Source organism: Flavobacterium sp. LC2016-12 (assembly GCF_015351595.1).
GTDB lineage: Bacteria > Bacteroidota > Bacteroidia > Flavobacteriales > Flavobacteriaceae > Flavobacterium.
On the sequence record NZ_JADKPT010000014.1, the window covers coordinates 33,647 to 59,429 of the forward strand.

31 protein-coding genes are annotated in these 25,783 nt (G+C 33.2%); 14 read left to right on the top strand and 17 right to left on the bottom strand.

All coding sequences use genetic code 11. The features are described 5' to 3' along the window. Positions 1–23 precede the first annotated feature (23 nt). The 7 genes from IRZ99_RS18430 (at position 24) to IRZ99_RS18455 (ending at position 4,437) form a co-directional block, all read left to right on the top strand. The gene (locus IRZ99_RS18430; protein WP_194658668.1) at positions 24–1,187 is read left to right on the top strand and encodes a sigma-54 dependent transcriptional regulator; all 1,164 of its coding nucleotides are present in this window, start codon (positions 24–26) and stop codon (positions 1,185–1,187) included. Between the two features lie 103 nt (positions 1,188–1,290). Further along, positions 1,291–1,956, top strand: a complete 666-nt coding sequence (locus IRZ99_RS18435; RefSeq protein ID WP_194658670.1) for a DEAD/DEAH box helicase — start codon at positions 1,291–1,293, stop codon at positions 1,954–1,956. A gap of 17 nt (positions 1,957–1,973) precedes the next feature. Continuing rightward, complete coding sequence (locus IRZ99_RS21240; protein ID WP_228519124.1) at positions 1,974–2,177, top strand: hypothetical protein; 204 nt, start codon at positions 1,974–1,976, stop codon at positions 2,175–2,177. A gap of 8 nt (positions 2,178–2,185) precedes the next feature. Further along, positions 2,186–2,788, top strand: coding sequence for an alpha/beta hydrolase (locus IRZ99_RS18440; RefSeq protein WP_228519125.1), 603 nt, complete (start codon positions 2,186–2,188; stop codon positions 2,786–2,788). A 23-nt stretch (positions 2,789–2,811) separates the two neighbouring features. After that, positions 2,812–3,030 (top strand): putative signal transducing protein, encoded by a 219-nt coding sequence (locus IRZ99_RS18445; protein WP_053474039.1) that lies wholly within the window; start codon positions 2,812–2,814, stop codon positions 3,028–3,030. A gap of 77 nt (positions 3,031–3,107) precedes the next feature. Continuing rightward, positions 3,108–3,923 carry a Cof-type HAD-IIB family hydrolase gene (locus IRZ99_RS18450; protein WP_228519126.1) on the top strand — a complete coding sequence of 272 codons (816 nt, stop codon included), beginning with the start codon at positions 3,108–3,110 and terminating at the stop codon, positions 3,921–3,923. Next, positions 3,907–4,437, top strand: coding sequence for a GNAT family N-acetyltransferase (locus IRZ99_RS18455; RefSeq protein ID WP_194658674.1), 531 nt, complete (start codon positions 3,907–3,909; stop codon positions 4,435–4,437). The genes IRZ99_RS18450 and IRZ99_RS18455 overlap by 17 nt, the downstream gene beginning before the upstream one ends. 99 nt (positions 4,438–4,536) lie before the next feature. Here IRZ99_RS18455 and IRZ99_RS18460 read toward each other — a convergent pair whose 3' ends face one another. Beyond that, the gene (locus IRZ99_RS18460; RefSeq protein WP_026984938.1) at positions 4,537–5,058 is read right to left on the bottom strand and encodes a hypothetical protein; all 522 of its coding nucleotides are present in this window, start codon (positions 5,056–5,058) and stop codon (positions 4,537–4,539) included. 491 nt (positions 5,059–5,549) lie between these two features. Between IRZ99_RS18460 and mtaB the strand changes: the two genes are divergently transcribed. Continuing rightward, positions 5,550–6,884, top strand: a complete 1,335-nt coding sequence (gene mtaB / locus IRZ99_RS18465) for a tRNA (N(6)-L-threonylcarbamoyladenosine(37)-C(2))-methylthiotransferase MtaB (RefSeq protein ID WP_194658676.1) — start codon at positions 5,550–5,552, stop codon at positions 6,882–6,884. Positions 6,885–6,968: 84 nt separating this feature from the next. On the opposite strand, the gene IRZ99_RS18470 is transcribed toward mtaB, so the two are convergent. The 10 genes from IRZ99_RS18470 to IRZ99_RS18515 all read right to left on the bottom strand — a co-directional run bounded on the left by IRZ99_RS18470 (position 6,969) and on the right by IRZ99_RS18515 (position 14,142). Then, positions 6,969–7,583: a hypothetical protein gene (locus IRZ99_RS18470; protein WP_194658678.1), complete on the bottom strand. Its 615-nt coding sequence runs from the start codon at positions 7,581–7,583 to the stop codon at positions 6,969–6,971. Positions 7,584–7,585: 2 nt separating this feature from the next. Continuing rightward, positions 7,586–8,095 (bottom strand): hypothetical protein, encoded by a 510-nt coding sequence (locus IRZ99_RS18475; RefSeq protein ID WP_194658680.1) that lies wholly within the window; start codon positions 8,093–8,095, stop codon positions 7,586–7,588. A 49-nt stretch (positions 8,096–8,144) separates the two neighbouring features. Beyond that, positions 8,145–8,861 (bottom strand): 3-ketoacyl-ACP reductase, encoded by a 717-nt coding sequence (locus IRZ99_RS18480; protein WP_194658682.1) that lies wholly within the window; start codon positions 8,859–8,861, stop codon positions 8,145–8,147. Positions 8,862–9,013: 152 nt separating this feature from the next. After that, entirely contained in the window at positions 9,014–9,721 is a 708-nt protein-coding gene (locus IRZ99_RS18485; protein ID WP_194658684.1) for an SIMPL domain-containing protein, read from the bottom strand. 82 nt (positions 9,722–9,803) lie between these two features. Continuing rightward, positions 9,804–10,208 (bottom strand): TonB-dependent receptor plug domain-containing protein, encoded by a 405-nt coding sequence (locus IRZ99_RS18490; RefSeq protein ID WP_194658687.1) that lies wholly within the window; start codon positions 10,206–10,208, stop codon positions 9,804–9,806. A gap of 92 nt (positions 10,209–10,300) precedes the next feature. After that, positions 10,301–11,269 carry a hypothetical protein gene (locus IRZ99_RS18495; protein ID WP_194658689.1) on the bottom strand — a complete coding sequence of 323 codons (969 nt, stop codon included), beginning with the start codon at positions 11,267–11,269 and terminating at the stop codon, positions 10,301–10,303. A 2-nt stretch (positions 11,270–11,271) separates the two neighbouring features. Beyond that, positions 11,272–11,772 (bottom strand): RNA polymerase sigma factor, encoded by a 501-nt coding sequence (locus IRZ99_RS18500; RefSeq protein ID WP_194658782.1) that lies wholly within the window; start codon positions 11,770–11,772, stop codon positions 11,272–11,274. Between the two features lie 172 nt (positions 11,773–11,944). Next, a complete protein-coding gene (locus tag IRZ99_RS18505) occupies positions 11,945–12,349 on the bottom strand; it encodes a CPBP family intramembrane glutamic endopeptidase (protein WP_194658691.1) in 405 nt (134 codons plus the stop codon). Positions 12,350–12,798: 449 nt separating this feature from the next. After that, on the bottom strand, positions 12,799–13,635 hold the full coding sequence (locus tag IRZ99_RS18510) for a hypothetical protein (protein WP_194658692.1): 837 nt from the start codon (positions 13,633–13,635) through the stop codon (positions 12,799–12,801). 33 nt (positions 13,636–13,668) lie between these two features. Continuing rightward, positions 13,669–14,142, bottom strand: coding sequence for a hypothetical protein (locus IRZ99_RS18515; RefSeq protein ID WP_194658694.1), 474 nt, complete (start codon positions 14,140–14,142; stop codon positions 13,669–13,671). Between the two features lie 261 nt (positions 14,143–14,403). Here IRZ99_RS18515 and IRZ99_RS18520 point away from each other — a divergent pair, with 261 nt between their 5' ends. After that, on the top strand, positions 14,404–15,279 hold the full coding sequence (locus IRZ99_RS18520) for a PPK2 family polyphosphate kinase (protein ID WP_194658695.1): 876 nt from the start codon (positions 14,404–14,406) through the stop codon (positions 15,277–15,279). A 190-nt stretch (positions 15,280–15,469) separates the two neighbouring features. Here the strand turns inward: IRZ99_RS18520 and IRZ99_RS18525 are convergent, their stop codons facing one another. Continuing rightward, a complete protein-coding gene (locus IRZ99_RS18525) occupies positions 15,470–16,015 on the bottom strand; it encodes a hypothetical protein (protein ID WP_194658696.1) in 546 nt (181 codons plus the stop codon). A 236-nt stretch (positions 16,016–16,251) separates the two neighbouring features. Here IRZ99_RS18525 and IRZ99_RS18530 point away from each other — a divergent pair, with 236 nt between their 5' ends. From IRZ99_RS18530 to IRZ99_RS18540, 3 genes are all read left to right on the top strand, one after another. Further along, complete coding sequence (locus tag IRZ99_RS18530; RefSeq protein WP_194658698.1) at positions 16,252–17,637, top strand: MATE family efflux transporter; 1,386 nt, start codon at positions 16,252–16,254, stop codon at positions 17,635–17,637. 27 nt (positions 17,638–17,664) lie between these two features. Further along, positions 17,665–17,892 carry a hypothetical protein gene (locus IRZ99_RS18535; RefSeq protein ID WP_026984926.1) on the top strand — a complete coding sequence of 76 codons (228 nt, stop codon included), beginning with the start codon at positions 17,665–17,667 and terminating at the stop codon, positions 17,890–17,892. A 64-nt stretch (positions 17,893–17,956) separates the two neighbouring features. Next, positions 17,957–19,894 (top strand): LTA synthase family protein, encoded by a 1,938-nt coding sequence (locus IRZ99_RS18540; RefSeq protein WP_194658699.1) that lies wholly within the window; start codon positions 17,957–17,959, stop codon positions 19,892–19,894. Between the two features lie 70 nt (positions 19,895–19,964). On the opposite strand, the gene meaB is transcribed toward IRZ99_RS18540, so the two are convergent. The 5 genes from meaB to IRZ99_RS18565 all read right to left on the bottom strand — a co-directional run bounded on the left by meaB (position 19,965) and on the right by IRZ99_RS18565 (position 23,752). After that, positions 19,965–21,062 carry a methylmalonyl Co-A mutase-associated GTPase MeaB gene (gene meaB / locus IRZ99_RS18545; RefSeq protein WP_194658701.1) on the bottom strand — a complete coding sequence of 366 codons (1,098 nt, stop codon included), beginning with the start codon at positions 21,060–21,062 and terminating at the stop codon, positions 19,965–19,967. Between the two features lie 135 nt (positions 21,063–21,197). Further along, positions 21,198–21,839: an NAD(P)-dependent oxidoreductase gene (locus IRZ99_RS18550; protein ID WP_194658703.1), complete on the bottom strand. Its 642-nt coding sequence runs from the start codon at positions 21,837–21,839 to the stop codon at positions 21,198–21,200. Between the two features lie 56 nt (positions 21,840–21,895). Further along, on the bottom strand, positions 21,896–22,303 hold the full coding sequence (locus IRZ99_RS18555) for an Rrf2 family transcriptional regulator (protein WP_072973170.1): 408 nt from the start codon (positions 22,301–22,303) through the stop codon (positions 21,896–21,898). Between the two features lie 144 nt (positions 22,304–22,447). After that, on the bottom strand, positions 22,448–22,912 hold the full coding sequence (locus IRZ99_RS18560; protein ID WP_194658705.1) for a hypothetical protein: 465 nt from the start codon (positions 22,910–22,912) through the stop codon (positions 22,448–22,450). A 273-nt stretch (positions 22,913–23,185) separates the two neighbouring features. Beyond that, positions 23,186–23,752: a Crp/Fnr family transcriptional regulator gene (locus IRZ99_RS18565; protein ID WP_194658707.1), complete on the bottom strand. Its 567-nt coding sequence runs from the start codon at positions 23,750–23,752 to the stop codon at positions 23,186–23,188. Between the two features lie 89 nt (positions 23,753–23,841). Here IRZ99_RS18565 and IRZ99_RS18570 point away from each other — a divergent pair, with 89 nt between their 5' ends. Then, positions 23,842–24,771 (top strand): AEC family transporter, encoded by a 930-nt coding sequence (locus tag IRZ99_RS18570; RefSeq protein ID WP_305069336.1) that lies wholly within the window; start codon positions 23,842–23,844, stop codon positions 24,769–24,771. A gap of 356 nt (positions 24,772–25,127) precedes the next feature. Further along, positions 25,128–25,766 carry a peroxiredoxin gene (locus IRZ99_RS18575; protein WP_026984920.1) on the top strand — a complete coding sequence of 213 codons (639 nt, stop codon included), beginning with the start codon at positions 25,128–25,130 and terminating at the stop codon, positions 25,764–25,766. Positions 25,767–25,783: the final 17 nt, after the last annotated feature.

A 25,783-nucleotide genomic window follows, 5' to 3' on the forward strand; every position in this document is an offset into this window, starting at 1 on the left:
TGCAACTTTGAACCTCAAAAAAAATGAGTAAAATACTAATTATTGAAGACGAAGCAGCGATCAGACGCGTTTTGGTAAAGATTTTATCAGAAGAAAATGATACGTATCAGGTTGATGAGGCGGAAGATGGTGCTGTGGGACTTGACAAAATAAAGAACAGCGATTACGATTTGGTTTTGTGTGATATCAAAATGCCAAAGATGGACGGTGTTGAGGTTTTAGAAGAAGTAAAAAAGATAAAACCGGAAATTCCGATGGTCATGATTTCGGGTCATGGCGACATGGAAACTGCGATTCATACGATGCGTTTGGGGGCTTTTGATTATATTTCAAAACCGCCAGATTTAAATCGTTTATTAAATACGGTTCGCAATGCTTTAGATAAAAAACAACTGGTAGTTGAAAATAAAATCTTAAAGAAAAAAGTCAGCAAAAACTACGAAATGGTAGGGGAGAGCGAAGCCATCAGTCATATTAAATTAATGATTGATAAAGTAGCGCAAACAGAAGCCAGAGTTTTGATAACGGGTCCAAACGGAACAGGAAAAGAATTAGTAGCACATCAATTACATGAAAAAAGCGAGCGTGCTAATTTTCCGTTAATCGAAGTGAATTGTGCTGCGATTCCGAGTGAATTGATCGAAAGCGAATTGTTTGGTCACGTAAAAGGTGCTTTTACATCGGCGGTGAAAGATCGCGCCGGAAAGTTTGAAGCAGCAGATAAAGGAACTATTTTCTTAGATGAAATTGGAGATATGAGTCTTTCGGCGCAAGCGAAAGTGTTACGTGCTTTACAGGAAAGTATGATTACAAGAGTAGGTGCTGAAAAAGATATTAAAGTTGACGTTCGTGTAGTTGCAGCGACCAATAAAGATTTAAAAACAGAAATTGCAGAAGGTCGTTTCCGTGAAGATTTGTACCATCGTTTGGCTGTAATTTTGATTAAAGTTCCGCCATTAAATGAAAGACGTGATGATATTCCAGCTTTGATAAGACACTTTGCTGAGAAAATTGCTTCGGAGCAAGGGAATGTAGTAAAAGTATTTTCGCAGCCAGCCATAAAATTATTACAGGAATACGATTGGACAGGAAATATCCGTGAACTTCGAAATGTAGTCGAAAGATTGATTATTTTAGGAGGAACAGAAATTTCTGAAACTGATGTAAAAATGTTTGCAAGCAAATAAGCTTCGCGCAATAGGCTATAAGCTTTAGGCTTTAAGCTTTTTAAAGAATACAAATAAATTTTAGCTTATGGCTTACAGCCTAAAGCCTAATGCATTCAAAAACATGAAACTAAAAAAAATAAACGAGAAGTTACAAGATGCCTTAATTGAAAATGGTTTAACGGAAGCAAATATCTTGCAGATGGAAACTTTTTCTACTATTAAAAGTGGTGCAGATTGTATGATTATTTCTCCAAAAGGAACAGGGAAATCGACGACGATTGTGTTGAATGTGATTCAGCAGTTGGCGGGACATACCGAGGAATCTCCTCGTGCTTTGATTATTGTGGAAGACAAGGAAAAGGTTTTGGCAATGGAAGCGCTTTTTGAGAAATACGGGAAATATACCAATCTTGAAGTTTACGGAGTTCATGACAAAGGCGATATGGACTACGATAAAAACTATATTTCAACAGGAATTGATGTTTTAATTGGAACGCCAAACAAACTGAGTGATATGTTTACTACCGCTGGTTATAACGTAAACCGCTTAAAAATGCTGATTTTAGATGATGCAGATCCAATTTTGAGATTGCGTAATGAAACTAAAATCATGCGTATTTCGAACAGTATTGCCAAAACACAACGTATCATCTTTGCTGAAATATTGACAGAACGAATCGAAATTCTGGCAGATAAATTCCTGTTAGAACCTTATTTCTTTGATATGGATGAAGAAGGAGAAGAAGAATTGGACGAAGAAGAGGACGGAATTGAAGAGGAGGAATAAGACTGATTAAATTTTTTATGGAAATAATCAAAACACTTAAATTTTTAACTATTATACTTTTAGCATTTTTTGTTGTTATTTATTTGGTGGTTGTTTCTTATGTGTATTTCAATCAGGTTGGGATGGTTTTTCAAAGTGCGTCTCTTCCAAAAGAATATAAATTTGATTATCAGTCTAAGTTTGAAGAGTTCAATATTAAATCTTTTGAGGAGCAAACCTAAACGGACTTTTGTTTAAAGCTGATAAATCAAAAGGACTCATTTTTTATCTGCATGGAAATGCAGGAACATTGGAAACCTGGGGTAAAATAGCAAAGACATATACTAATTTGGGTTATGATATTTTTATTTTAGATTACAGAAGTTTTGGAAAAAGCGACGGTGAAATTGAAAATGAAGAGCAACTAAATAAGGATATTTCTATAGTTTATGAAACATTTACTAAACGATATTCGGAGAATAAAATCATAATTGCGGGTTATTCGATTGGTTCGGGATTTGCTGCAATTTTGGCTTCTGAAAATAAACCAAAAGCATTGATACTGCAGTCACCCTATTATAGTTTTACAGAATTATCTGCTGGCAGAGTTCCGTTTTTTCCTGATTTTATGAAGAAATTTCAATTGGAAACTTATGAATATCTTCCTAAAATTAAAGCTCCAATTTATATATTTCATGGAAAAGAAGATCAATTAATTCCTTATGAAAATTCAGTTAGATTGAGTAAAATAATAAAATCAAACGCACATTTTTATCCTTTAAATGACCAAGGTCATATTGGTATGAATGAGAATAGTGATTTCCAGAATCAGTTAAGAATAATATTAGAATAAATAATTATAAAAAATAAAATGTCATGGGATTAATGAAGGTGTTTTCAGGAAGTGAAGTTTTAGCAATTGCTTTACAGGAAAGATTAGAAGAAGCGGGAGTAGAAACCGTAAAAAAAGATAATATTCAATCAGCTCGTTTGGGAGGTTTTGGCGGAACAGATTTGGCTGTTGAAGTTTTTATTCAGGAAACTGATTTTGCAAAGGCGAATCCGGTGATTGAAGAATTCAGAATGAGTATTTAAATAAATCTTCATTCACAGTTTACAATCTAAGTGTAATTTGATTGTAAATTGAAAACTCAAAAAATATGCAATATAAAATGTTAGTGCTCGACATGGATGATACCTTGTTGACAGACGATCATAAAATTTCGGAATTAAATAAAAAAGTACTTCTTGAAGCTCAGGCAAAAGGTGTATATGTGGTTTTGGCTTCTGGTCGTCCAACATCTGCCATGACAGCCTATGCTAAAGAACTCGAATTAGATTTGAATGATTCTTATATCATTTCCTTTAACGGTGCTATAATTAGTACAGTAAAAGACGATCTTGTTTTATTCGAACAGAAATTAACAGTAGAACAAATCCATGAATTATACGATTATAGTGTGAAAATGAAAACACATATTATAACGTATCTGGATGATGAAATTATCAGTGAAACAGATTCTGAGTACATTGAAATCGAAAAAGAAATAACGGGACTGGCTCATATTAAAGTTCCAAGCTTTAAAGATGCCGTTTCTAAACCTGCTGTAAAATGTATTTTATTGGCAGAACCTTCTTATCTAAAAGGACTAGAGCAAGATTTGAAATTGGCAATGCCTCATTTAAGTATTGCAATGTCAAAGCCATTTTTCCTTGAAGCCGCTCAAAACGGAATCGATAAAGCAGCAAGTATAAAAATCTTAGCAGAGAAACTCAATATTCATCAAAGTGAAATTATTGCTGTCGGAAACGCAGGAAACGATTTAACCATGATCGAATATGCCGGTTTAGGAGTGTGGGTGGATAATGTGACACCTGAATTGCGTGACAGGGCTAATGTGATTGTAGCATCAAATAATGATAATGGAGTTGCCGAAGTTGTTCAGCGATATATCTTAAATAATTATGTTTATGAAGAAGTCAATTGAAACAGAACGTTTGCTTCTAAGGGAATTACAAATAACAGATGTTGATGGTATGTTTGAATTGGATTCTAATCCAAATGTGCACCTCTTTGTTGGTAAGAAGCCAGTAAAAAGTATTGAGGAAAGTATTGGTTATATTGAAAATGTTCAACAACAATACAAAGATTTTGGAACAGGCCGTTGGGCTGTCATTCTAAAAGAGACTGATGAATTTTTAGGATGGTCTGGAATAAAATTCATTACTAATGAAATCAATAATCATAAAGATTTTTATGAAATTGGATATCGTTTTATAGAAAAGCATTGGGGAAAAGGATATGCTACGGAAGCAGGAAAAGCTTTTATAGATTATGCTTTTAATGAAATGAAAGTTGCGGCAGTTTATGCTTACGCAGATGCAGGAAATGAGAATTCAAGAAAAATTCTCGAAAAACTTGGTCTGAAATACATCAATTCTTTTGAATATGAAGGAGAATCCGAAGTTTGGTATGAATTAAAGAATCCGAATTTGGTTTAAACCAGAGAAATGCGTCCCAAATCTTTGTAAACTTGCCTCATAAAGGTTTGCAAAGATTTGGAAAACAACTCGTAATTTTTATTCTCTGTTTATTTGGTATTATTTTTTAGCTACAGAAACAAAATATTTATTTCCATCACCCATAGTTAATTTTACACGCTCGTCACAAAGATCGATTGCAAAATTTACACTTTCATAACAGCTGCAAGTTGTGTTTTTGTCTTTAGACATTTCTGTTTTACAGTTGTTGTTTTTGAAAGTTGCTAATTGTGGGGTGTATAAACTTACTAAATCTGTTGAAGCAGTAACCAACGAAATAATACTTGCTGAATTATTGTTTGTAATTCTATAAACAATTCTATCAGTATAATTTACTTCATTTACAGTCACTTTACGAATATAAGTATAAGATGTAGATTCTGCACCGGGCTCTTTTACTTCGAATTTAAAACCAACTGCACGAATAGCAATATCAAATTGTGATTGTGAGTTTAAACTCGCCCAATTTGTTAAAGTACTAATCGATGGAAATGGATTAGCAGCAGCCGTAGCATTAGTTTGCGCTTGCGAACTAAAAATGGTTAAGAACATCAAGCAGATTGTGGGTAAAAATGCTTTCATATAGAATTTAATTTATAATTGTTGCCTACTCTTTCTGGTTTTCGGCCTGCCCATTTTTTATTATAACAAAACAACAACATAACGAGTAAAAAACAAAATTGTTATGCGTAATTTGTTTATAAAATAATTTAGTTGTTTTTGGCGAAGTGAAAATACTTCTAAAAAAAATCTAAACAAAATTAAATGTAAGAAAATTTCAATTTAAATCTTAAAAAAATGCATTTAATCGATAATATATGCATTTAATCGATATTTTGTCAACTTATTCTTATCTAAATTTTTTTTTTGTACTTGTGAAATTATCTTCTTTTTAAAATAAACTTTATCTGGACAACTGTTTTTCAGGTCTATTCAAAATACAGGTTCTGTGCAAAATGTTGATATATAGTGTATTATTGATTTTATTTTAAAGAATATTGTACGTAAATTTGCAAACTCTTCAAAAGAGATGTAAATATAATATCTTACTACTTAAAACGTAGTCTATTCCTATGGAAAACAGAAAAAAAGTTGCTTTTTATACGCTTGGTTGCAAACTGAACTTTTCAGAGACTTCTACAATCGCCAGAAACTTCAATGATGAAGGTTTTGATCGTGTCGATTTTGAAGAAGTTGCAGACATTTATGTTATCAATACCTGTTCGGTTACAGAGAATGCAGATAAGCAATTTAAGCAGGTTGTAAAAAAAGCAATGAAGCTTAATGAAAAGGCTTTTGTAGCAGCTGTTGGTTGTTATGCGCAATTAAAACCAGAAGAGTTAGCGGCTGTTGATGGTGTTGATTTGGTTTTGGGAGCTACAGAGAAATTTAAAATTACCGATTACATTCATGACTTAAGCAAAAACGATATGGGTGAAGTGCACTCCTGCGAAATTGCCGAAGCTGATTTTTATGTTGGGAGTTATTCTATTGGAGACAGAACCCGTGCATTCCTAAAAGTTCAGGATGGTTGTGACTATAAATGTACTTATTGTACAATTCCGTTAGCAAGAGGAATTTCACGAAGTGATGCTCTTGAAAATGTTTTGCAAAATGCTAAAGAAATCTCAGCTCAAAACATTAAAGAAATTGTTTTGACTGGAGTAAATATAGGAGATTACGGAAAAGGAGAATTCGGGAATAAAAAACACGAACATACTTTTCTTGATTTAGTTCAGGCTCTGGATAAAGTTGAAGGAATTGAGCGTTTGCGAATTTCGTCAATCGAACCTAATTTATTGAAAAACGAAACAATTGAATTCGTTTCTAAAAGCCGCACTTTTGTACCGCATTTTCATATTCCGTTACAATCCGGAAGCAATGATATTTTGAAGCTGATGAAGCGTCGTTATTTGCGTGAAGTTTATACAGAACGTGTAAACAAGATTCGCGAAGTAATGCCGCATGCTTGTATAGGTGTTGATGTTATTGTTGGTTTTCCAGGAGAAACAGATGAGCACTTTTTAGAAACGTATCATTTCTTAAATGAAATGGACATTTCGTATTTACACGTATTTACGTATTCTGAACGAGATAATACTGAAGCTGCTAATATGCCAGGAGTAGTTCCTGCAAATGTGCGTGCAAAACGAAGTAAAATGCTTCGTGGTTTATCTGTTAAAAAGCGCCGTGCTTTTTACGAAAGCCAATTAGGAACCAACAGAACGGTTCTTTTTGAAAGTGAAAATAAAGAAGGATATATTCATGGTTTTACTGAAAACTACGTAAAAGTAAAAACACCATGGAATCCTGAATTGATTAATACGCTGCAAGATATTAATTTGACAAAAATCGATGAAGACGGAAGTGTCCGTTTAGAGTTTGTAAACAAATTAGCAGAAGTGTAAAATGATATTTTTGAAATGTAAAATGGTTTATATTTCTAAAGTTTATAAAAACAGCAAAGCCCTTTTTAAAGGGCTTTGCTGTTTTTAATTTAATTCAATCTTTTTCTTAATCAATTTATAATTTTCATCATTGGGATCTTCTTTAAAGATATACAATGTATTGTTTTCAAGAAAGACTCTCTTTTGTAGCTCTTCATTATTCAATTCTTTATGTGCAGTTGGTATCAAAAAGGTTTCTACGATTTGTTTCCAATTTGAATTTTGAAGTGAATAGGTTGTCATTTCATAAACAGTCCCATTCATTGGAGCCTGATAAACTGAAAAATCATCTTTGCCATCCTGATTTAAATCGCCTTCGTTTATTAATTGAGCTTCACAACATCCAATAATGATTGGCTTTAATTTTTTATTACTAAAAGAGATTGTGTATTCATCAGGAGTTCCATCTTCAACAGGATTTCCTTCACCTTGTTTTGTCTGAGTAATAATTGCGAATTCATCTTTACCATTCCCATCAAAATCGCCTTCTATTTTATGGCCAATTAAAATTCGGTTCGTTTTTTCCGGTTGTATAGATTTTGTTTCGCTTTTTGCAGTATCAATTTTTACAGTAGACGATGTCGCGATTTCATTATTGTTTTTTGTATTACAGGAAAATGCTAGAAAAGAAACAATCGTAAAACAGATAATTTTATTCATGCTTACTTTATTTCTTGCTCCAGTACTAATTTCAAAGAATTAATATAATCTGTATCAAATTCAATAACTCTTATTTTTTCCGGATTAAAACTTAATTCTCCTCCAAACTGACCTCTTGTATCCAGGAAATCAATAGTTAATTCCTCATCATTCAATTCAAGTAATTTGCCTAAATAGGCCGATTTGGCAGATTTTTTTGCAATCTGAAAAATGCCATATTTATTGGTTAAGAAATTTACAATCGTAGCTAAATCTCTAATCGGGATAATATCTTCGGCACTTGTTTTTAAACCTTTTAAACGGATCACTTTTTCCGTAAAGGCAAGATCCTGATCTCTGTGGATGGCTTCTATGTTTTTGTTTTTCAGAATTACAAAACCGTCAAGTATATAATCAACGGGATTGTTTCTCAAAAGAATCCAATCATCAGAATAATCAATAAGGAATCCAGTAAAAATTTCCTTTTTATCTGTGAATTCTATTGCAATTAATTGTCTTAAATATTGTTCCATTTGATGTTTTAAATTAGGCGTTTAGATCTTTGTAAAAGATTAAAGTAAGTTACGGATTTGTAGACCAAATACTACTGTTTTTGATAAAAACTCTTCGGTTTAATTTAAGTTGAGCGATTAGTAATTCTGCAATATCTTCAGACTGCATTACTTTTTCAGGATTACCGTCTGTTAAGTTTAAATCTTTTGCCATGTCAGTAGCTACTGTACTTGGAGTTAAGGCTGAAACACGAATATTGTGTTTTCTCATTTCCTGCATTAAAGAATCTGTCAAACCTAAAACTGCAAATTTTGAGGCGCTATAAGCACTCGTTAATGCATTTCCTGCAAGTCCTGCAGTTGATGAAATATTAATAATATCTCCAGTCTGTCTTTCGATCATATTTGGAATAACGGCGCGGGTTGTGTAATAGGTTCCCATCAAATTCACCTGAATGATTTTTTCCCAGGCTGCGGGCTCCAATTCCATAAATTTTCCAAAAGAAGCAATTCCGGCACTGTTTATTAAAATATCTATCGTTTTAAATTTTGATAATGCTTTTTCAACTGCACTGTTTATAGAATTTATATCTGAAACGTCTGCTGCTAAAGCCAATGATTTTACTCCTAAATTAGATGCTTCGTCTGCCAATTGATCGATGTCGGTTTGGGTTCTTGAAACTAAAATTACATTTACGCCTTCTTTAGCCAAAGCAAGTGCAATAGCTTTTCCAATTCCTTTTCCGGCTCCTGTAATTAGGGCATTTTTATTCTTTAAGTCTGTCATGGTAGTATTTTTAGAAATGCAGAAAGCATCATTTTAGTAACACAAAAATACAGTTTTTGCTTCCTAAAATAATGCTTTAAATGTTTTCTTAATCTAAGTTTAACAACTTTTTGATGCTTTTAGAATTATGCCAATGAATGATCATATTTAATTTATTCTAAAGAAAATCGAGCTTGAACATTGCTTGATATTTTTATTTTTTCAAATTCAATACCAGGTTCTTCGTTTTTGCTTTCAGCACTATATCTCTTCTTAGCATATCCTGTTATAACTATTTCTTCAAGATTTCCTGAGAATTGATTAGAAATGTGATCAAAGTTACTTATTTGAATAGCATTTCCAATTTTTTGATTTAAAGGCTTTGTTAAACTTTCTGCAGTTTGTTTTGCATTGAGAATGGCTTTTGCATTTATTGAAAGTTTAATCTTTTTTTGTTGATCGTTTTCAACTTTTTCGATTCGAACATTTGAAATGCCAATGTTCTCTAATCCGATAAAAACTTTTGAAGCAGCTACGGCATCCGAAACTATTACAGTGTATGATTTTGATTTGAAAATGTCATTTTGTTTTAAAAGATAATATTTATAATTACTTGACATATCTCTTACAGTAAGATTTTTTTGAATATCAATACCAACTTCCTGCAATTTTTTAATCATTTCTTCTTCCAAATCTTCAATAGTTTTTTTTCCTCGGGTATCTTTTTCCATTAATAGAACATTAATCCAAATTTTATTTGGCAACACTAATGTATCTGCTTGACCTGAAACTTCAATATAAGGTCTATCTAATAAATTTTTATTTTGAGAGAAAGAGCTAATTGTGATGAGGACGAGAAGTGTAAAAAGTAGTTTTTTCATAATTTTAAATTTTGTGAATTTGAATTTTAATGATTTTGTTAGTGAAACAACACGCTAAATGAATTTGAAATTTTGTATGATGTCAATCTTCTTCTTTTAATGTAATAATAATAACCCCGTTTTTGGCTTTACTTCCATAAAGAGCCACTGCAGCAGCATCTTTTAGAATATTTATTTTCTGAATGTCATTTGGATTGACTTTAGAAAATTGCTTAGCATTTATTACATCTCCATCCAAAATATATAAAGGTTCATTGAGAAGTGATCGTGACGGCGCACATATTACGAGTCGGGTTGGAGAAGTTGCAGGCTGAAGAAAATTCGATGAAACTTTTACATCAGCAATTGTATCTTTTGATTTGGTAAAAGAATTAGCCTTTATTTCTGTTTGTAATGAATTGCTTTCAGGAATTGATTTTTCTTGTGCTCTACTGGCAAAAGATACAAACATAGCAATGCCTAATGAAAGAAGTTTTACGTTTTTCATGAAAGTGATTTTGTAGATAAATGTTGAGATTTATCTTTGTCAAAGTTTTAAACTTTGACAAAGATTTTAGGAGTCAATTAGATTTTTTTAAATTAATTTTTAGGAGCAGGTTTTCCGTTTTTGGTTGTAATAATAACAACTCCTTTTTTTCCTTTTTCACCATATTTCGCAATGGCTTCTGTATCTTGTAGAATCGTTATAGTTTTGATTTCCTGTTTGTTTAATGGAGCGTATGGACTCGTAGGATTATTTCCGAATAAATCATTTTCTGAATAATAAACACCATCGATAATGTATAAAGGTTCGTCTAATACAACTAAAGACTCTACGTTTTCAGGTTGTAGGTTTGGTAATTCAGCCTGCATCATTTCATCTCTTTTTGCATCATTGCTATGAGACATTGCTTTACCATTTAAGATAACCAAAGGAGTGGTTTTTTTTGCTCGTTCAGCTTGTTGCCCGGCAGCTTTTGCTGCAAAAGCTTCTCTTTCTACTTTTTTTGAGTAGCCAAAATCAGCAACTTTTTCTTTTGCAACTGAATCTTCTTCATCATTAATAAAACCTGAAGAAGACACAGATTCCGAAATTGGTGCGTTTGCTTCTTCGTAAACTGGTGCAGAAACAGTTCCTGTACCAACAGCTTCTGCCACTATAATAGCCTCGTTGTTGGCTACTGTAGTTTGCTGTTCTTTTATTTGTTTGTCTAAAATTTTGACCGCTTCCGCTTTCGGAACTAGTTTTGAATCCTCGACAGCAACCCCATCCTTTTTAATTTCTGAATTCTGAATTACTTCTTTTTCTGTTTCATTTACTACCACTTCTGAAGCTGGAATCGTAGTGTTTTGATCTGATTTAAAAAATTGTGTCCCTAAAGAAATTAATAATAAAAGAGAAGCAGCAATGGCAATTTTTTTCCATAATGAGATCGCTTTTTTATCTTCTTTTTTGTCCAGTTTCTCTTCAACGCGCGCCCAGACTTTATCCATTCCCGGAAAGTCTTTTTGTTCCGAGTTTTGGGCGGCTTCTTTAAATTTATCGAATATTTTATCTTGATTGTCCATGACTACTTTGCTTTTTGATAATACAATTTGTTTACTAATTCCTTCAGCTTGGTTTTAGCTGCATTCAACTGTGATTTTGAGGTACCTTCAGAAATGTTCAGCATTGCTGCAATTTCTTTGTGCCCAAAACCTTCAATAACAAAAAGGTTAAAAACAGTCTTACAGCCGTCCGGAATATGGTTTAGTAAATTGAGTAAATCTTCTTCTTCCAGAGAATTGATTTCTTCTGTAAAAGGTTGTGACAGCAATTTGACATCATCAAGATACATATTGAAATTGGTGTTCTTCTTGATAGTTGCCAAACAGTGATTGACGGTTATTTTTCGCGCCCAGGCCTCAAAAGCCAAAATTTCTTTTAACTGATCCAGTTTCGTGAAAATAGTATAGAAAGCGTCGGCCATAGCTTCCTCGATTTCTTCTTCCTTTTTTAAGTATCGTTTGCAAACGCGATACAATTTTGGAGCCATATGCTCATACACCTGACGCTGTGCATCACGGTGCATTTTTTTGCAGTTGGAAATAATGGTTTCGTTTATCACAATTGTTGTCTTTATACTAAAGAGAGCTTAAAAGATAAAAAGGTTGGGAAGGCGATGAAAAAAAGTTTAGAAAAGCGCTTTTATTTTTTTAAATATTATAAATGTACAATTTTATTGGAGTACAGAGTGTTAAGTGTCATGTGTTTAGTACTAATACAATTAAATCCCACAGGAAATGCGCTATTATGACAATTTTGATATTTCTATATTTTTGATATTGCATTGCAAATACAATTCCCATAAGCACAGGTCCAATAACATGAATTAAAGTACCATAACCATAATGCAGTATTCCAAAAAGTATACTGGAAAGTCCTATTGCTAATTTTGTGTTTTTTAGTAGAATTTCAAACCTTGGCAAAAGGTAACCTCTAAAAATTAATTCTTCTGTAACTCCTGCAGTAACACAGGTGAAAAACAAGAGAAAAAAGTTTTTATGAAATAGAGTAAGCGTTTCGGTTAAGTGTGCACTTTTTGTTTTTAGATGAAAAAGCAAAGACAATATTCCGACCAGATAAACTACTAAAAACAATTTTAGCATTGTTTTTAAAAGGGCGGGAGCTGAAAATTTTAGTGAATACTCCGTTTCTTTCCAGATTAAGAATGGTGATTTCTCAACTTTAGAGACATAAAAAAATAATAAAGCAAGAACCAACCAGATACTGAATCTTGATATTAAAAATAATATCTCTTTGTTTGGAATTGCCGATTTAAGTAAAAGCCCTGAGTAAAGCGCTAAAAAGAGAAAAAGTATTGAAATTAAAACGCCTATTATTAGGACTGGTTTTTTTATGACATTCAAATTTTGGTGCATTTATAGTTTAAAATTTATTAATGTAAACCGACCTTGTAATTGCCAGGAGCAGAATTAAATTAGTTTGCTTCTAAATCTTTGCGTTTCTCTGCGAATCCTTTGTGAATCTCTGTGGTAGAACTATTACACAGAGATTCGCAAAGAGCACGCAAAATTGCGCAAAGTGAATGTGTTATTTATTTAACCGGCAAACTCAACTTAAAAATCTTAGTTTCCAATAACTCCGTATCATTATCCTCGCAAAGCAAAAACTCAATTTTATCACTTGATTTTTTGTAGAAAGTTAATCCTTCAAATTTATTAGTTGATGTTATTTTTTGAGTAAAATCGATTTTCATGGTTTTAAGATCTATTCTTCCAATGAAGCTTCCTAAAATTTCACCATCGTCGTAAGTTGATTTTGTGTCTTCAGCAGTTGATAAGAAATAGATTTTATCTTCAACCAAAATAGCATCTGTAAAACTGGAACGAACTCCTTTTATTTTTGGCAGTTTATAATTGGTTGCCACCAAAGCAAATTCTTCGCCCAGACTTTTTGCGTGAATCGTGAATATGGTATTTTTGTTGGATATTCCGTTGCCACGATTGAATAAATACCAATTTTCGCCATCGAAAATAGCACCTTCTAAATTGAAGTCTTCTGGTTTTATTTCGCCGAAACTTTGCATTAAGGCATATAAATCAACTAAATCATTTTTTTGTAAAATGGTTTTGGACTTAAGATCGAAGGCAATCATTTTGTTTCGTTTGTCTGTAGAACCCGAACCAAAAACATATAAAGTATCATTATGATGTGTTACCGATTCGAAATCGGGTTTTATGTTTTTTGGAATGTTTTGCGTCGGATTGTCAATTAAGGGATGATGACTCAATTGCTGATCCTGCATATTGTATTCGTATAAAAATCCGCTGTTATCGCCAATGATATAAAGTGAATTATTATTGAAGAATAATCCTGATGCTGATCCGATTCCGATGATTTGAAATAATATTTCTAATGTGAATTTTTCCATGAATGTTGTTTTGAAAGACTGAGAGGTTTTGGCTTATTTTTTATTGATTAATTTCATTGTTTGTTCGTTCACAATATCTTTAATTTTTTCTAATGATTGTGAAGTGAGGCATTCGGCAATAGCAATATAGACTAACTTGTTATCGTCAGTTAAGTTTTTGTTTTCTACTATTTCCGTACCAGAACTATCCATTCCGCTTAATAAATATATAGGAGTTCCTTGTTTGTAAAGAAGATTTGTTATTTCAATAGCCCTTTTAAAAATTGCTTCCTGAATATTTTTGTTGCCTTCTGTATATTCAATTCGTGATACACACTGATATAATGAACAAAATGAAACATTTTTTTTTGGTGGAAGTATATCTTTTGTTCCTTCAATTGGTTTTAAATCTTTAAATATTTTTCCATAAACTTCACTGTAAGCTTTTTTTGAATTTTCGTCACTTATATCCTGACAAAAAGTTTGATTTAGACTAAAGAGAAAAAGTACTAAAAATATTTTTTTCATTACAGGTTAAAATTATGAAAAATGAATGTTCTTTTGAAAACCAATGCCCAATCCTGATAGTCCCGAAACTTCGGGAGAAAATACTTTGAAAAGAAATTGTATTTTTTACTGACAGAACAAAGCGACTCCCGAAGGATCGGGATAAGCTTTTGGTATGGCTTGTAAAAAAAATAACTTATTGAAAAAGTATTGCAATGAGCAGTCCCGATAGCTATGGGGATTCGTAAAATTAGTATATTTATGATATAAAAATCGAAAAATATGAAGTCTATAGATCCAAATGATTTTAAAGTTGTAAAAAAAATAAAGTTATCCAAGATTTCGACTTTGCTCGATATTGATGCAGATGAAGAGACCAAAGAAAAAAAACTCGATAAAGTTCAGGCGAAACTGAGCGATTTGCAGGATGTTATGTACTCGCATAATAAATACGGTGTTTTGATTTGCCTGCAGGGAATGGATACCTCCGGTAAAGATAGTTTGATCAGGGAGGTTTTTAAGGAATTTAATCCGCGTGGGGTTGTGGTGCACAGTTTTAAAACGCCAAATTCGACCGAATTAGAGCATGATTATTTATGGCGACATTATATTGCTTTGCCAGAAAAGGGAAAGTTTGCGATTTTTAACCGTACGCATTATGAGAATGTTTTGGTAACACGTGTGCATCCCGAATATATTTTGGCAGAGAATTTACCGGGTATAAATTCGGTTAAAGATATTACGCCGAAATTCTGGAAAAACAGAATTGAGCAAATCAATAATTTTGAAAAGCATATTTCGCAAAACGGAACTATTGTAATGAAGTTTTATTTGCACTTGAGCAAAGAGGAGCAAAGAGAACGTTTGTTACGCCGTTTGGAAGAAGAAAAACACCATTGGAAATTTTCGCCCGGAGATTTGAAGGAAAGAGAACACTGGAAAGAATATCAGGAATATTATGAAGAAGCGATCAATAAAACTTCGAAAGATTATGCGCCCTGGTATATTGTTCCTGCCGATGATAAAGAAATGGCACGTTATATTGTTGCCAAAATTATCTGGGAAGAAATGCAAAAACATACTGATATTAAAGAACCGGAATTAGACGATAAGGTTAAGGCTAATATCGAAATGTATAAAAAGGAATTGGGAGGCTAATTAGCTAATTAGAAAATGTGTCAATTAGAAAATTAGATACTTTTTTTACCTAATAAACCCGACAGGTTATTGAAACTTGTCGGGTTTATTATTTTGTAAAAATTCGATTTGTTCTAAAACTACAAAACCCGACAGACTATGAGGATCTGTCGGGTTCATACCAAAAACAAAAGAATAAATGAACGTATTTTTATAAATCAAATCCGTAGGCAAGACGTAAAGCCACCTGATTGGTTTTGAATTTGTTATAGTCCTCGTAGCGGACACTGATATCAATATATTTGTTAGCGTATCCAATTCCTGGCGCCCATAAAAAAGTAGTGTCGTCATATCCGTTTGTAACGGCAAAACCAGCACCCACTTCACCTAAAACATAGAATTGATCTTCCCAAATGAAGGCTTTAAAACCAGCTTTTGCGGGAATAAATCCAAGATCTTTTTGATCAATTCCATTGTCGTCTTTTCCCATAAATAGGTTTGTAAAACCTGTGGTCAATGTCAACGATGTTCTTTTAGACAAATCATATTGTAAACGAACATCTCCCCCAAGAGACCAATCGTAAGCATTGTCAGTTGGTAAACCTCCGTTTAAACCAAATCCCAATCTAAAACCCTGATCGTAATTTTTAATTTCACTTTCCGTATTTGCAGTTGCAGAGTCTTGAGCGAAAGTTGTGTTGGCAGATAAAAAAGCTATAGCAGCTAGGCAGATAAATTTCAGATTTCTTGAGATCATAAAGACATTTTTTTTTTGAATTATTAATAATGTAAAAGTAGCAGTGAGGTCGTTTTTAGTCGTTATATAATTTTCTGAAATTGTTATATAATTTTTAAACGGGCCTTCTTTTCTCCTTTTAAGTTTTCGGAACTTGGAATTATTTTTTTTGGAATTTTTAATATTAGCTTATCTTTTTAATAATACTGCAGAATTCAAAGCTTCTGATTATCTTTGCCGACTTAAAAACAATAGAATTGAACTTAGCACAGTATACAAAAGAGTTTTCGTATAATTTTAAGTTGGCTTATCCCGTAATTTTAGGAATGGTGGGCCATACTTTAATAGGTATTGTCGATAATATAATGGTAGGGAAGTTGGGAAGTACTGAACTTGCCGCAGTTTCGCTTGGAAACAGTATGGTTTTTATTGCCATGTCTTTAGGGATAGGTTTCTCAACAGCCATTACGCCAATTGTGGCCGAAGGTGATGCCGAGAAGAATGATACTAAAGTTCGTTCTGCTTTTCATCATGGCTTGTTTTTATGTACTATTTTAGGATTAATGCTTTTTGGTGTAATTGTTCTGGCAAAGCCATTAATGGAATTACTGCATCAACCCGCTGATGTTATTAAACTTGCAAAACCTTATTTGGATTGGGTTGCTTTTTCATTAATTCCGCTAATTATATACCAGGGATACAAGCAATTTGCTGACGGAATGTCGATGACAAAATATTCGATGTACGCTATGATCATGGCAAATGTGCTACACGTAGGGATAAACTATGTTTTGATTTATGGTATTTGGATTTTTCCTAAAATGGGAATTATCGGTGCAGCGCTTGGTACTGTTATTTCAAGAATATTTTTGGTAATGTTCATGCACATTATGCTTTCGAGAAGAAACGATTTAAAACGCTTTTTTCAGGATTTCAGTTTTCAGGAAATTAAAAAAGAAACTATAAAAAAAATAATAAGCATTGGTTTTCCATCAGCCATGCAAATGCTTTTCGAAGTGGTGCTGTTTACAGCTTCCATCTGGCTTTGCGGAAATATTGGAAAAACCAGTCAGGCAGCCAACCAAATTGCACTGAGTCTGGCATCGATGACTTTTATGTTTGCGATGGGATTAAGTGTGACTTCGATGATTAGAGTTAGCAACCAGAGAGGTTTGCAGGATTTTAAAAAATTGGTAGTTGTTGCCCGTTCTATTTTTTTATTAGCCATTATACTCGAAACCCTTTTTGCTATACTATTCGTTGCCTTCCATAATTATTTGCCGTATCTGTTTTTAAATATGGAAAATGGAGGACAATTACTGGATAATAATGAAGTGATAAGTATTGCTTCAAAACTACTTTTGATAGCGGCTATTTTTCAAATTTCTGACGGAATACAAGTGGTGGTTCTTGGAGCACTTCGCGGCCTGCAGGATGTAAAAGTGCCAATGTATATTACTTTTGTTGCTTATTGGGTTATTGGTTTCCCGATTTCTTATTATTTGGCAGAATATACGCCATGGAAAGCCAGCGGCGTTTGGATTGGACTTTTGGCAGGATTAACTTCAGCGGCTATATTTTTATACATTCGCTTCCATTACTTAACAAAAAAATTAATCAATAATTCAGTTTCAAATAGTTAAATTTGAAGCATATAAAACAATAATAAAATGGAATTACCTAAATTTTTACTCGGAGATAATACTGATTTTCCAGATGATATTTTCATCATTCACCTTGATTATCCTAGATTTATAATTAACTTAAAAGATGATGAGGTCGAGTTTTTAGAGGAAGCAGAAGATCTTGATGAAGCCGAATTAAATGCAGAAATGGAAGGCTTAATTGAAAAAGCAAATGATTTTTACGACAGAGAAATAAATCGTTACGAAGAGTAGAGACACACTGCAGTGCGTCTTTACTTAATTTTTCAAGTCATTTTTTACGTTCTAAATCTTTCTAATGAAAAAATTAAGTTTTTTAAAACCCATTTTCAATTTTATAGCAATCGGATTGCTAATTAGTACTTTAAGCCGAATATTTTTATTTTTTATTTTTAAAGACAGGGTTGTCGAAACACCAAATTTCTGGTATATTTTTCCAATCGGTCTTCGAATGGATTTGATATTACTGTGTTATTTATCTTTTCTGCCTGCTGTTTTAATTACTTTTTTACCGAATAAGTGGTTGAAGTTTACTAATAAATTTCTGGTAATTTATAGTTTCCTGTTCCTGTTTCTTATTCTGTTTGTAGAATTAGCTACACCGGATTTTGTAAAACAATATGATACTCGTCCGAATAAAATTTTCTTAGATTATCTAATTTACCCTAAGGAAGTTGTCGGGATGCTTTTAAAAAGTTACCTGACTTCTATTATTGTTACTTTCCTGATTTTGGGAGTTGTAATCTATTTTGCTTTCAAAAAAGGAAAAAAATATTTCTATACGTCACTTGCTGATTATAAATTCAAATTAATGGTTTTTCCGTTAGTTGCTTTTTTATTGTTTTTTGGAGCGCGTTCAAGTTTGGTTTCAAAGCGTCCAATCAATGCCAGTAATGCTGTTTTTTCTACAGATCAATTGACAAATACTTTAGGATTGAATTCATTTTATACCGTTGCTTTTGCTGCATATTCTATCAAAAATGAAGGAAACACCAAGATGTATGGTAAAATGGATGAAGCCGAAGCTATTGCACGTGTAAAAAAATACATGATTGCCGGTCCAAATGATTTTACAGATGCTGAAATTCCGTTTCTGCATGTGCAACAACCAGATTCTATTAATAAGAAACCTTATAATTTGGTTATCTTTTTACAAGAAAGCTTAGGTGCAGAATATGTTGGAATTTTAGGAGGCAAACCATTAACACCAGAATTTGATAAACTGTCAAAAGAAGGTTTACTGTTTACCAATCTATATTGCACAGGAACAAGAAGCGTTCGTGGAATTGAAGCAGTTGTAACCGGGTTTTTACCTTCACCTTCAGAAAGTGTAGTGAAATTAGGAAACTCACAGCAAGGATTTTTTACGCTTGCGGATGCCTTGAAACAAAAAGGCTATGACACTAGTTTTATTTATGGTGGAATGGCGAATTTTGATAATATGGCTTCGTTTTTTAACGGAAATGGTTTTCAGGATATTGTTGATCAGGAAGATTTTGATGCTGATGGAAAAAAATATGCTTTTAAAGGAACCTGGGGTTATTCAGATGAAGATTTGGTTACCAAAGCAAATAGTTACTTTAAAGCTAAAGGAGATAAACCTTTCTTCTCTTTAATGTTTTCGACTTCAAATCACGAACCTTTCGAATATCCGGCAGGAAGAATTAAACCTTTTGATAAGAAACCTGCAACGGTTAATAATGCCATGAAATATGCCGATTTCTCCATTGGGAAATTCTTCGAAATGGCTAAAAAAGAAGCGTATTTTAAAAATACGATTTTCATCGTTATTGCGGATCATAATACAAGAACATACGGTAAAAACTTAGTGCCAATTAACAAATTCCATATTCCGGCTTTAATAATGGGGCCAGGAGTGAAGAAAGGTACCGTTTATAGTAATTTGGCAAGTCAGATTGATATTCCACCAACCTTGTTAGGCTATTTGGGAATTCCTTTTGAAACGCCAATGGTGGGTAGAAACTTAAATAAGTTAGATGCCAAAACACAAGGGAGATCAATTATGCAGTTTAATGATATCAATGCCTTCAGAGTCGAAAATCAAGTTGTGATTATGCAGCCTAATTTGAAACCATTACAGTTTGAAATCAAAAATGATACAACTTTAATTCCAGTTAAATTAAATGAAGAATTGGCTAAAGATGCTTTGGCACATGTAATTACAGCAGGAAATTTGTACAAGGAAAACAAATATAAGTTGAGAGGAACTAAATAGGATCATAGTTACAAAGGAACAAAGGTTCAAAGAGACAGCGTGTAAAAACCTTTGTCGCTTTGAACCTTTGCTACTTTGAACCTTTGTTAAAATAAAGTTTTAACAAATTCTGAGCAGCTGCAAAAGGTGAAATTTCACCGTTTTGCACTGCTTTTTTGTTTTGTTCTAATTGTGAAATAATTTCGGGTTGATTATAGAAGTTTAGTTTCAATTGTTCGTTGATGGTTTCCATCATCCAGAAATTGTTTTGTTCTTTTCTTTTTTCCTGGAAGAAACCCGTTTCATTGGTCATTTCAATGTAACTCGAAATAGTGTTCCAAATGTCCAGAATACCTTCTTTGGTAATGGCACTGCAAGTCGTTACTTTTGGCTGCCAGTTTGATTTTTTGGGCGGAAATAAATGCAAAGCTCTGTTGAATTCCAATTTCGCCTGATTCGCTTTTTTAATATTATCGCCATCGGCTTTGTTGATGACAATCGCATCTGCCATTTCCATGATACCACGTTTAATGCCCTGAAGTTCATCGCCGGCACCGGAAATTTTTAGTAATAAGAAAAAATCCACCATACTATGAACAGCAGTTTCACTTTGTCCGACACCAACAGTTTCGATAATGATAGTGTCATAACCTGCAGCTTCGCACAAAATAATCGATTCACGTGTTTTTCTCGCCACGCCACCTAAAGTATCTCCGGAAGCACTTGGTCTGATAAAAGCATTTTCATCTTTTACCAATTCTTCCATACGGGTTTTATCTCCTAAAATACTTCCATGCGAAAGCGAACTACTCGGGTCAACGGCCAACACGGCTACTTTTTTGCCAAGCTGTGTAAGAAATGTTCCGAAAGCTTCAATAAAAGTACTTTTTCCAACGCCAGGAACGCCTGTAATTCCAATTCTGATGGATTTATTGGCATAAGGTAAACATCCTTTAATAACTTCATTTGCTTTATCAGCATGTTCTGGATTGGTACTTTCTGCCAAAGTTATGGCACGACTTAAGGCAGTTCTGTTTCCATCCAGAATTCCGGCAATTAATTCTTCTGAAGAAGGTTGTTTTCGCCTGTTTTTCTGAATTTGACTGATAGCCGATACATTGATAATTTCAGGAGGTGAAATACCTGCTTTTTCTTGTAAACTGCTAGATTGTTTTTTTGGACTTGACAAAATACATTTTTTGGTATTGTAAAAGTACAGAAAACAAAAACAGTTTCAAAAAAGGATTCTTGAAACTGTTCTTAGGTACAACACGAATTTCACGAATTCCACAAATTAATTAGTGCTAATTAGTGAAATTCGTGTTTAATAAGCTGCAGTAAATCTTACTTGGTGGTGTTTTGCGTTTTCGGCTTCGTCAGCAATTACAACAGCCAAATCTTCTACAGATAAAATGCTTCTTTGCTCGTCATTGAATACTGGGTTTTCTAATCCTAAGCGGTATTTTCCGGTTCTTCCTGTTGTAATTCCCGCGTGCATTTCGAAAGCCGGACTAAAAAATGCCCAATCCAGTTCTTTTTCTTCCTTAATAATGTTGAGGTAATCACGTGCAGCAGTTGCGGCAACATAATATTCTTTTGGAAAATCTGGTGTATCTACAGCTTGTAAGCCTGGTGCAACAAACAAACTTCCGCCGCCTCCAATTACAATGAAACGTTTTACTCCTGATTTTTTTACCGCTTCCTGAACCGATTTTGAACCCGCAATAAAATCGTCATATATATTTGGGTTACTCCATCCTGAATTGTAAGCGCTGATCACTAAATCATTTCCTTTCAGAATTGCTGCTAATTCATCTGAGTTAAAAATATCAGCGGCTACCCAATTCACATTTGTAGTTTCTTTTGGTGTTCTTGCAATAGCAGTAACATCATGATTTCTGCTTGTCAATTCGTTTAAAATGGCTGAGCCTACAAATCCCGTTGCTCCAATAAGTGCGATTTTCATAATATATAATTTTAATTAGTAATAAAAAACATTACAGTTTTGTGTAAAAAAATAGTTTAGAACTGATTCGAAAAATCTTCTAAAGAAATTCCTTCTAATTGTAAACTAACTTTCTGATTCATATCCGCATATAAAGCGGCTAAATTTTGATTGATTTTTTTTCCAACCGGACAATCCGGATTGGGTTGATTTTTAGCATACCCTAAATTAATGGTTTCAAAAGTCATTTCAAATATTTCTTTCAAAGTAAGATTTGTAGGATCTACGGCTAATTTTGTTCCGCCATTTTTCCCTTCCTTACTTTCTACAATATGATGTGCTTTCAAATTGGCAATTTCTTTTCGTACCAAAACAGGATTTAGGTTAATACTTCCCGCAATATATTCAGATGATAAATAATCATTTGGATATTTGGTGAGCAAAGTAAGAATGTGAATCGTTATGGCAAATTTACCTGAAATCATACTGTAATAAAATATATTACAAATGTAATGCGTTTTGTCAAATAAAAAAATGTTTTAACTAAAATTTAATTTAAATAGAAGCTAAGATAAAAACGGTAAGTTGTGCATATCGTTTGTTTGAATAGTGTGCATTTCCTTGAAGTGCTATTTGATTTTTGATTGATTCCTGATCGTAGCGTAATAAACCCAAAGTATAAAAAGAAGTTGTAGCGGTATTCTAAACCATAAATACGAGATGCCTTTACCGCTATAATCGGCAGTTTGCAAATTTATATTGTTACATGCGGCATAGATATTAGCGGGAAGCAGCACTATAAAAAATACGATAAGCAGCTTGCCTGTGAGCAATGTCATTTTTGGTATCAAGAGCCCTGCCGCGGCAGCCAGTTCCATAATTCCGGTAATGTATACAATTTCAGTAGTCCAAGGCAAAAAAGAGATCATCATTGCCATTCCTTTGGCATATGCAAAATGCGCAATCGCCGTAAAGACAAGCATGGCTGCCATAGCAATTCTGCCAGCCTGTGAAAATTCAAATCTTTTAGTTATTAGTCTTACAATAAGCAATGCACTTGCAAAAACTCCGAATAAAATAATTAAGGTTTCCATATGTTTTTTTATGCAAAGTTGCATCCTAAAGAAACTTAAAACAATGAACCTGGGTTAATAAATTCCTATGGAGAAAAAAACTACCGCAGAGAACGCTAATTTTTTTACTCTTAGCTTTTATAAAAGGCAAAGTTCGTAAAGCTTTGCATTGAATAAGCTTTGCGAACCCTGTGCTTTCTAAGACATTCTTAGATAAAAATCTTTGCGTTCCCTTCGGTAAAAAATAGTTAGTGAATATTATTTTATGTTTTCCGCAATATTTAGCGTTGGTCCTTAATAAATACGTTTTCTTATTCTGCTCAAAGCTTGTGGAGTAATACCAATATAAGAAGCGAGGTATTTTTGAGGAATCTTTTGAATCAATTGTGGCTGTTCTATAAAGAGATTGCGATACCGTTGCTCAGCAGAATCGTTAAGTAGCGAAAGTTCTCGTTTGGTTTTTTTTAGAAACAAGTCTTCACTAGCAAGACGTCCAATAGTATTGCCAATTTTTGTTTCGGCATAAATATATTGAAGATCACTATAAGATATGCGCCAAAGTACCGTATCCGCAAGAGTTTCAATAATGTAATTTGCCGGTAATCTAGTAATAAAGGAATCATAGCCACTTGCAAATTCTCCATCAAATACAAATGTAAAAGTAAGGTCGCTATCTTCATCCGGAATGTAATATCGAACTAATCCTTTCTCTACAAAAGAAAGATAGTTTTCGATCTGACCTGTTTCAAGTATTGGCGTTTTCTTTGAAAATTCCTGACGTATGAGCTTTGACGAAAAAGTATTCCAGTCATCATCAGAAAGATTTACCATTCGCTCAAAATTGTCTCTAATTAACTGCATTGATTTTTTTAAATTACATATTAAAAGTAACAAAAAACTTTTTGAAGTACTATAATTTGTTTTATAGATCAACTTATAAATGTCTATTTTTGTCACTACTCAGTGATATGAACAACTTTATTCAGATATTCTTCTTTTTGTTTTTAGGATTGCTTTTGCAAAATGTAAAGCGATTTCCAACTCATATCTATAAAAGCATTAATAAAATTGTCATTTACGTTTGCTTACCTGCCATTACTTTATATCATATCCCCAAAATAAAATGGAACAATGATTTATTGTTTCCAATAGGAGCGGGCTGGATTAGTTTTTTCCTGGCATTTGTTTTCTTTCATTTTTTGGGTCGACGATTGGGTTGGTCAAATAAACTAATTGGTTGTTTGGTGCTGACAGCTGGCTTGAGTAATTCCTCTTTTTTAGGCTATCCTATAGTAGAAGCTTTATTTGGGAAAAAAGGTTTAGAAACCGCTATTTTAGTAGATCAACCCGGAACCTTTGTTGTAGTTTCGACTTTAGGTGTTTTTGTTGCAGCCTTTTATTCTAAAGGCAGTCCGGATGCGTGGAGTATTTTGAAGAAAGTAATTTTCTTTCCGCCTTTCATTACGTTTGTGGTGGCGTGTTCCTTGAATATTTTCAGTTATGATTTAGAGCTAAATCTTCAATCTGTCTTATTGAAAGTAGGAAGTCTGGTTACACCATTAGCTCTATTTTCTGTTGGATTGCAATTAAATTTTGATAGAAGAAGTCAGCATTGGCGCTTTTTACGATTGGGACTTTTTTTCAGACTTATTGTTACGCCATTCATTATTATGGTATTATATGTTTTTATTTTCAATCAACATTCTGAGGCGATTAAAATAACCATAATAGAAATCGCAATGGCACCAATGATTACAGGTGCCATATTAGCTTCTACTTATGGTTTAAAACCAAAGTTAAGCAGCATGATGATTGGTTTCGGAATTCCCATCTCTTTTATAACCCTAGCCATCTGGTACTTTATTGTTAGTTTAATTTGAAAGACTTATATCAGCTTTGACTAATTCAACCGAGTAGCTAATTTATAATTTCGTTAATTATCTGATTCTAAAAGTATAATCCCTACGGGATATTTTTTTGTGGTTGATTTCTATTTAGCTACCAATATTTTAATCCTAACGGATTATCTTTTTTGTTAGTCTGTAAATTATAAATTGTATCTCGTAGAGATTATATATTGGTAGCAAAGAAAATTAATCTCGCAATCTTGTCCAGTAGGGACTACACATGATTTCAGTAATCTAAATTAATTATAGTAAAATTGATAGAAAAAGTAGAGTTTAGTTTTTTTAATTATATTTTTTAGTAATTTTAGAGGAACTAAAAAAATATAATTATGTCAACATTAAGATTAGGCGATATAGCTCCGGATTTTCATGCAGAAACCACAGAAGGACCAATTAATTTTCATGAATGGTTAGGAGATTCATGGGGAGTTTTATTTTCGCATCCATCAGATTTTACTCCTGTTTGTACAACAGAATTGGGAACAGTAGCCAATTATCTTCCGGAATTTACTAAAAGAAATACAAAGGTTATCGCTTTGAGTGTTGATGGTTTAGAGTCACACAAAGAGTGGATCAAAGACATTAACGAAACTCAAAATACAACGGTAAATTTTCCGATAATTGCTGATGAAGATAAAAAAATAGCCACTTTATATGATATGCTGCATCCAAATGCAAGCGATAAATTTACAGTTCGTTCTGTTTTTGTAATTGGTGCCGATAAAAAAATCAAACTGACTTTAACATACCCAGCTTCAACAGGAAGAAATTTTGACGAATTGCTTCGTGTTATCGATAGTTTACAATTAACAGCAAATTATAGCGTAGCAACTCCGGCAAACTGGAAAGACGGCGAAGATGTAGTAATTACTCCGGCAGTTCCTGACAGCGATATTCCGGCTAAATTCCCAAAAGGACACACGCCAATAAAACCATATTTGCGTATGACACCGCAACCGAACAAATAAGGTGTTGAGGTACTAAG

Coding starts and splice junctions, on each gene's coding strand:
- IRZ99_RS18430 (WP_194658668.1), top strand. CDS start 24: ATGAGTAAAATACTAATTATTGAAGACGAAGCAGCGATCAGACGCGTT.
- IRZ99_RS18435 (WP_194658670.1), top strand. CDS start 1,291: ATGAAACTAAAAAAAATAAACGAGAAGTTACAAGATGCCTTAATTGAA.
- IRZ99_RS21240 (WP_228519124.1), top strand. CDS start 1,974: ATGGAAATAATCAAAACACTTAAATTTTTAACTATTATACTTTTAGCA.
- IRZ99_RS18445 (WP_053474039.1), top strand. CDS start 2,812: ATGGGATTAATGAAGGTGTTTTCAGGAAGTGAAGTTTTAGCAATTGCT.
- IRZ99_RS18450 (WP_228519126.1), top strand. CDS start 3,108: ATGTTAGTGCTCGACATGGATGATACCTTGTTGACAGACGATCATAAA.
- IRZ99_RS18455 (WP_194658674.1), top strand. CDS start 3,907: ATGAAGAAGTCAATTGAAACAGAACGTTTGCTTCTAAGGGAATTACAA.
- IRZ99_RS18460 (WP_026984938.1), bottom strand. CDS start 5,058: ATGAAAGCATTTTTACCCACAATCTGCTTGATGTTCTTAACCATTTTT.
- mtaB (WP_194658676.1), top strand. CDS start 5,550: ATGGAAAACAGAAAAAAAGTTGCTTTTTATACGCTTGGTTGCAAACTG.
- IRZ99_RS18470 (WP_194658678.1), bottom strand. CDS start 7,583: ATGAATAAAATTATCTGTTTTACGATTGTTTCTTTTCTAGCATTTTCC.
- IRZ99_RS18475 (WP_194658680.1), bottom strand. CDS start 8,095: ATGGAACAATATTTAAGACAATTAATTGCAATAGAATTCACAGATAAA.
- IRZ99_RS18480 (WP_194658682.1), bottom strand. CDS start 8,861: ATGACAGACTTAAAGAATAAAAATGCCCTAATTACAGGAGCCGGAAAA.
- IRZ99_RS18485 (WP_194658684.1), bottom strand. CDS start 9,721: ATGAAAAAACTACTTTTTACACTTCTCGTCCTCATCACAATTAGCTCT.
- IRZ99_RS18490 (WP_194658687.1), bottom strand. CDS start 10,208: ATGAAAAACGTAAAACTTCTTTCATTAGGCATTGCTATGTTTGTATCT.
- IRZ99_RS18495 (WP_194658689.1), bottom strand. CDS start 11,269: ATGGACAATCAAGATAAAATATTCGATAAATTTAAAGAAGCCGCCCAA.
- IRZ99_RS18500 (WP_194658782.1), bottom strand. CDS start 11,772: ATGCACCGTGATGCACAGCGTCAGGTGTATGAGCATATGGCTCCAAAA.
- IRZ99_RS18505 (WP_194658691.1), bottom strand. CDS start 12,349: ATGCTAAAATTGTTTTTAGTAGTTTATCTGGTCGGAATATTGTCTTTG.
- IRZ99_RS18510 (WP_194658692.1), bottom strand. CDS start 13,635: ATGGAAAAATTCACATTAGAAATATTATTTCAAATCATCGGAATCGGA.
- IRZ99_RS18515 (WP_194658694.1), bottom strand. CDS start 14,142: ATGAAAAAAATATTTTTAGTACTTTTTCTCTTTAGTCTAAATCAAACT.
- IRZ99_RS18520 (WP_194658695.1), top strand. CDS start 14,404: ATGAAGTCTATAGATCCAAATGATTTTAAAGTTGTAAAAAAAATAAAG.
- IRZ99_RS18525 (WP_194658696.1), bottom strand. CDS start 16,015: ATGATCTCAAGAAATCTGAAATTTATCTGCCTAGCTGCTATAGCTTTT.
- IRZ99_RS18535 (WP_026984926.1), top strand. CDS start 17,665: ATGGAATTACCTAAATTTTTACTCGGAGATAATACTGATTTTCCAGAT.
- IRZ99_RS18540 (WP_194658699.1), top strand. CDS start 17,957: ATGAAAAAATTAAGTTTTTTAAAACCCATTTTCAATTTTATAGCAATC.
- IRZ99_RS18550 (WP_194658703.1), bottom strand. CDS start 21,839: ATGAAAATCGCACTTATTGGAGCAACGGGATTTGTAGGCTCAGCCATT.
- IRZ99_RS18555 (WP_072973170.1), bottom strand. CDS start 22,303: ATGATTTCAGGTAAATTTGCCATAACGATTCACATTCTTACTTTGCTC.
- IRZ99_RS18560 (WP_194658705.1), bottom strand. CDS start 22,912: ATGGAAACCTTAATTATTTTATTCGGAGTTTTTGCAAGTGCATTGCTT.
- IRZ99_RS18565 (WP_194658707.1), bottom strand. CDS start 23,752: ATGCAGTTAATTAGAGACAATTTTGAGCGAATGGTAAATCTTTCTGAT.
- IRZ99_RS18575 (WP_026984920.1), top strand. CDS start 25,128: ATGTCAACATTAAGATTAGGCGATATAGCTCCGGATTTTCATGCAGAA.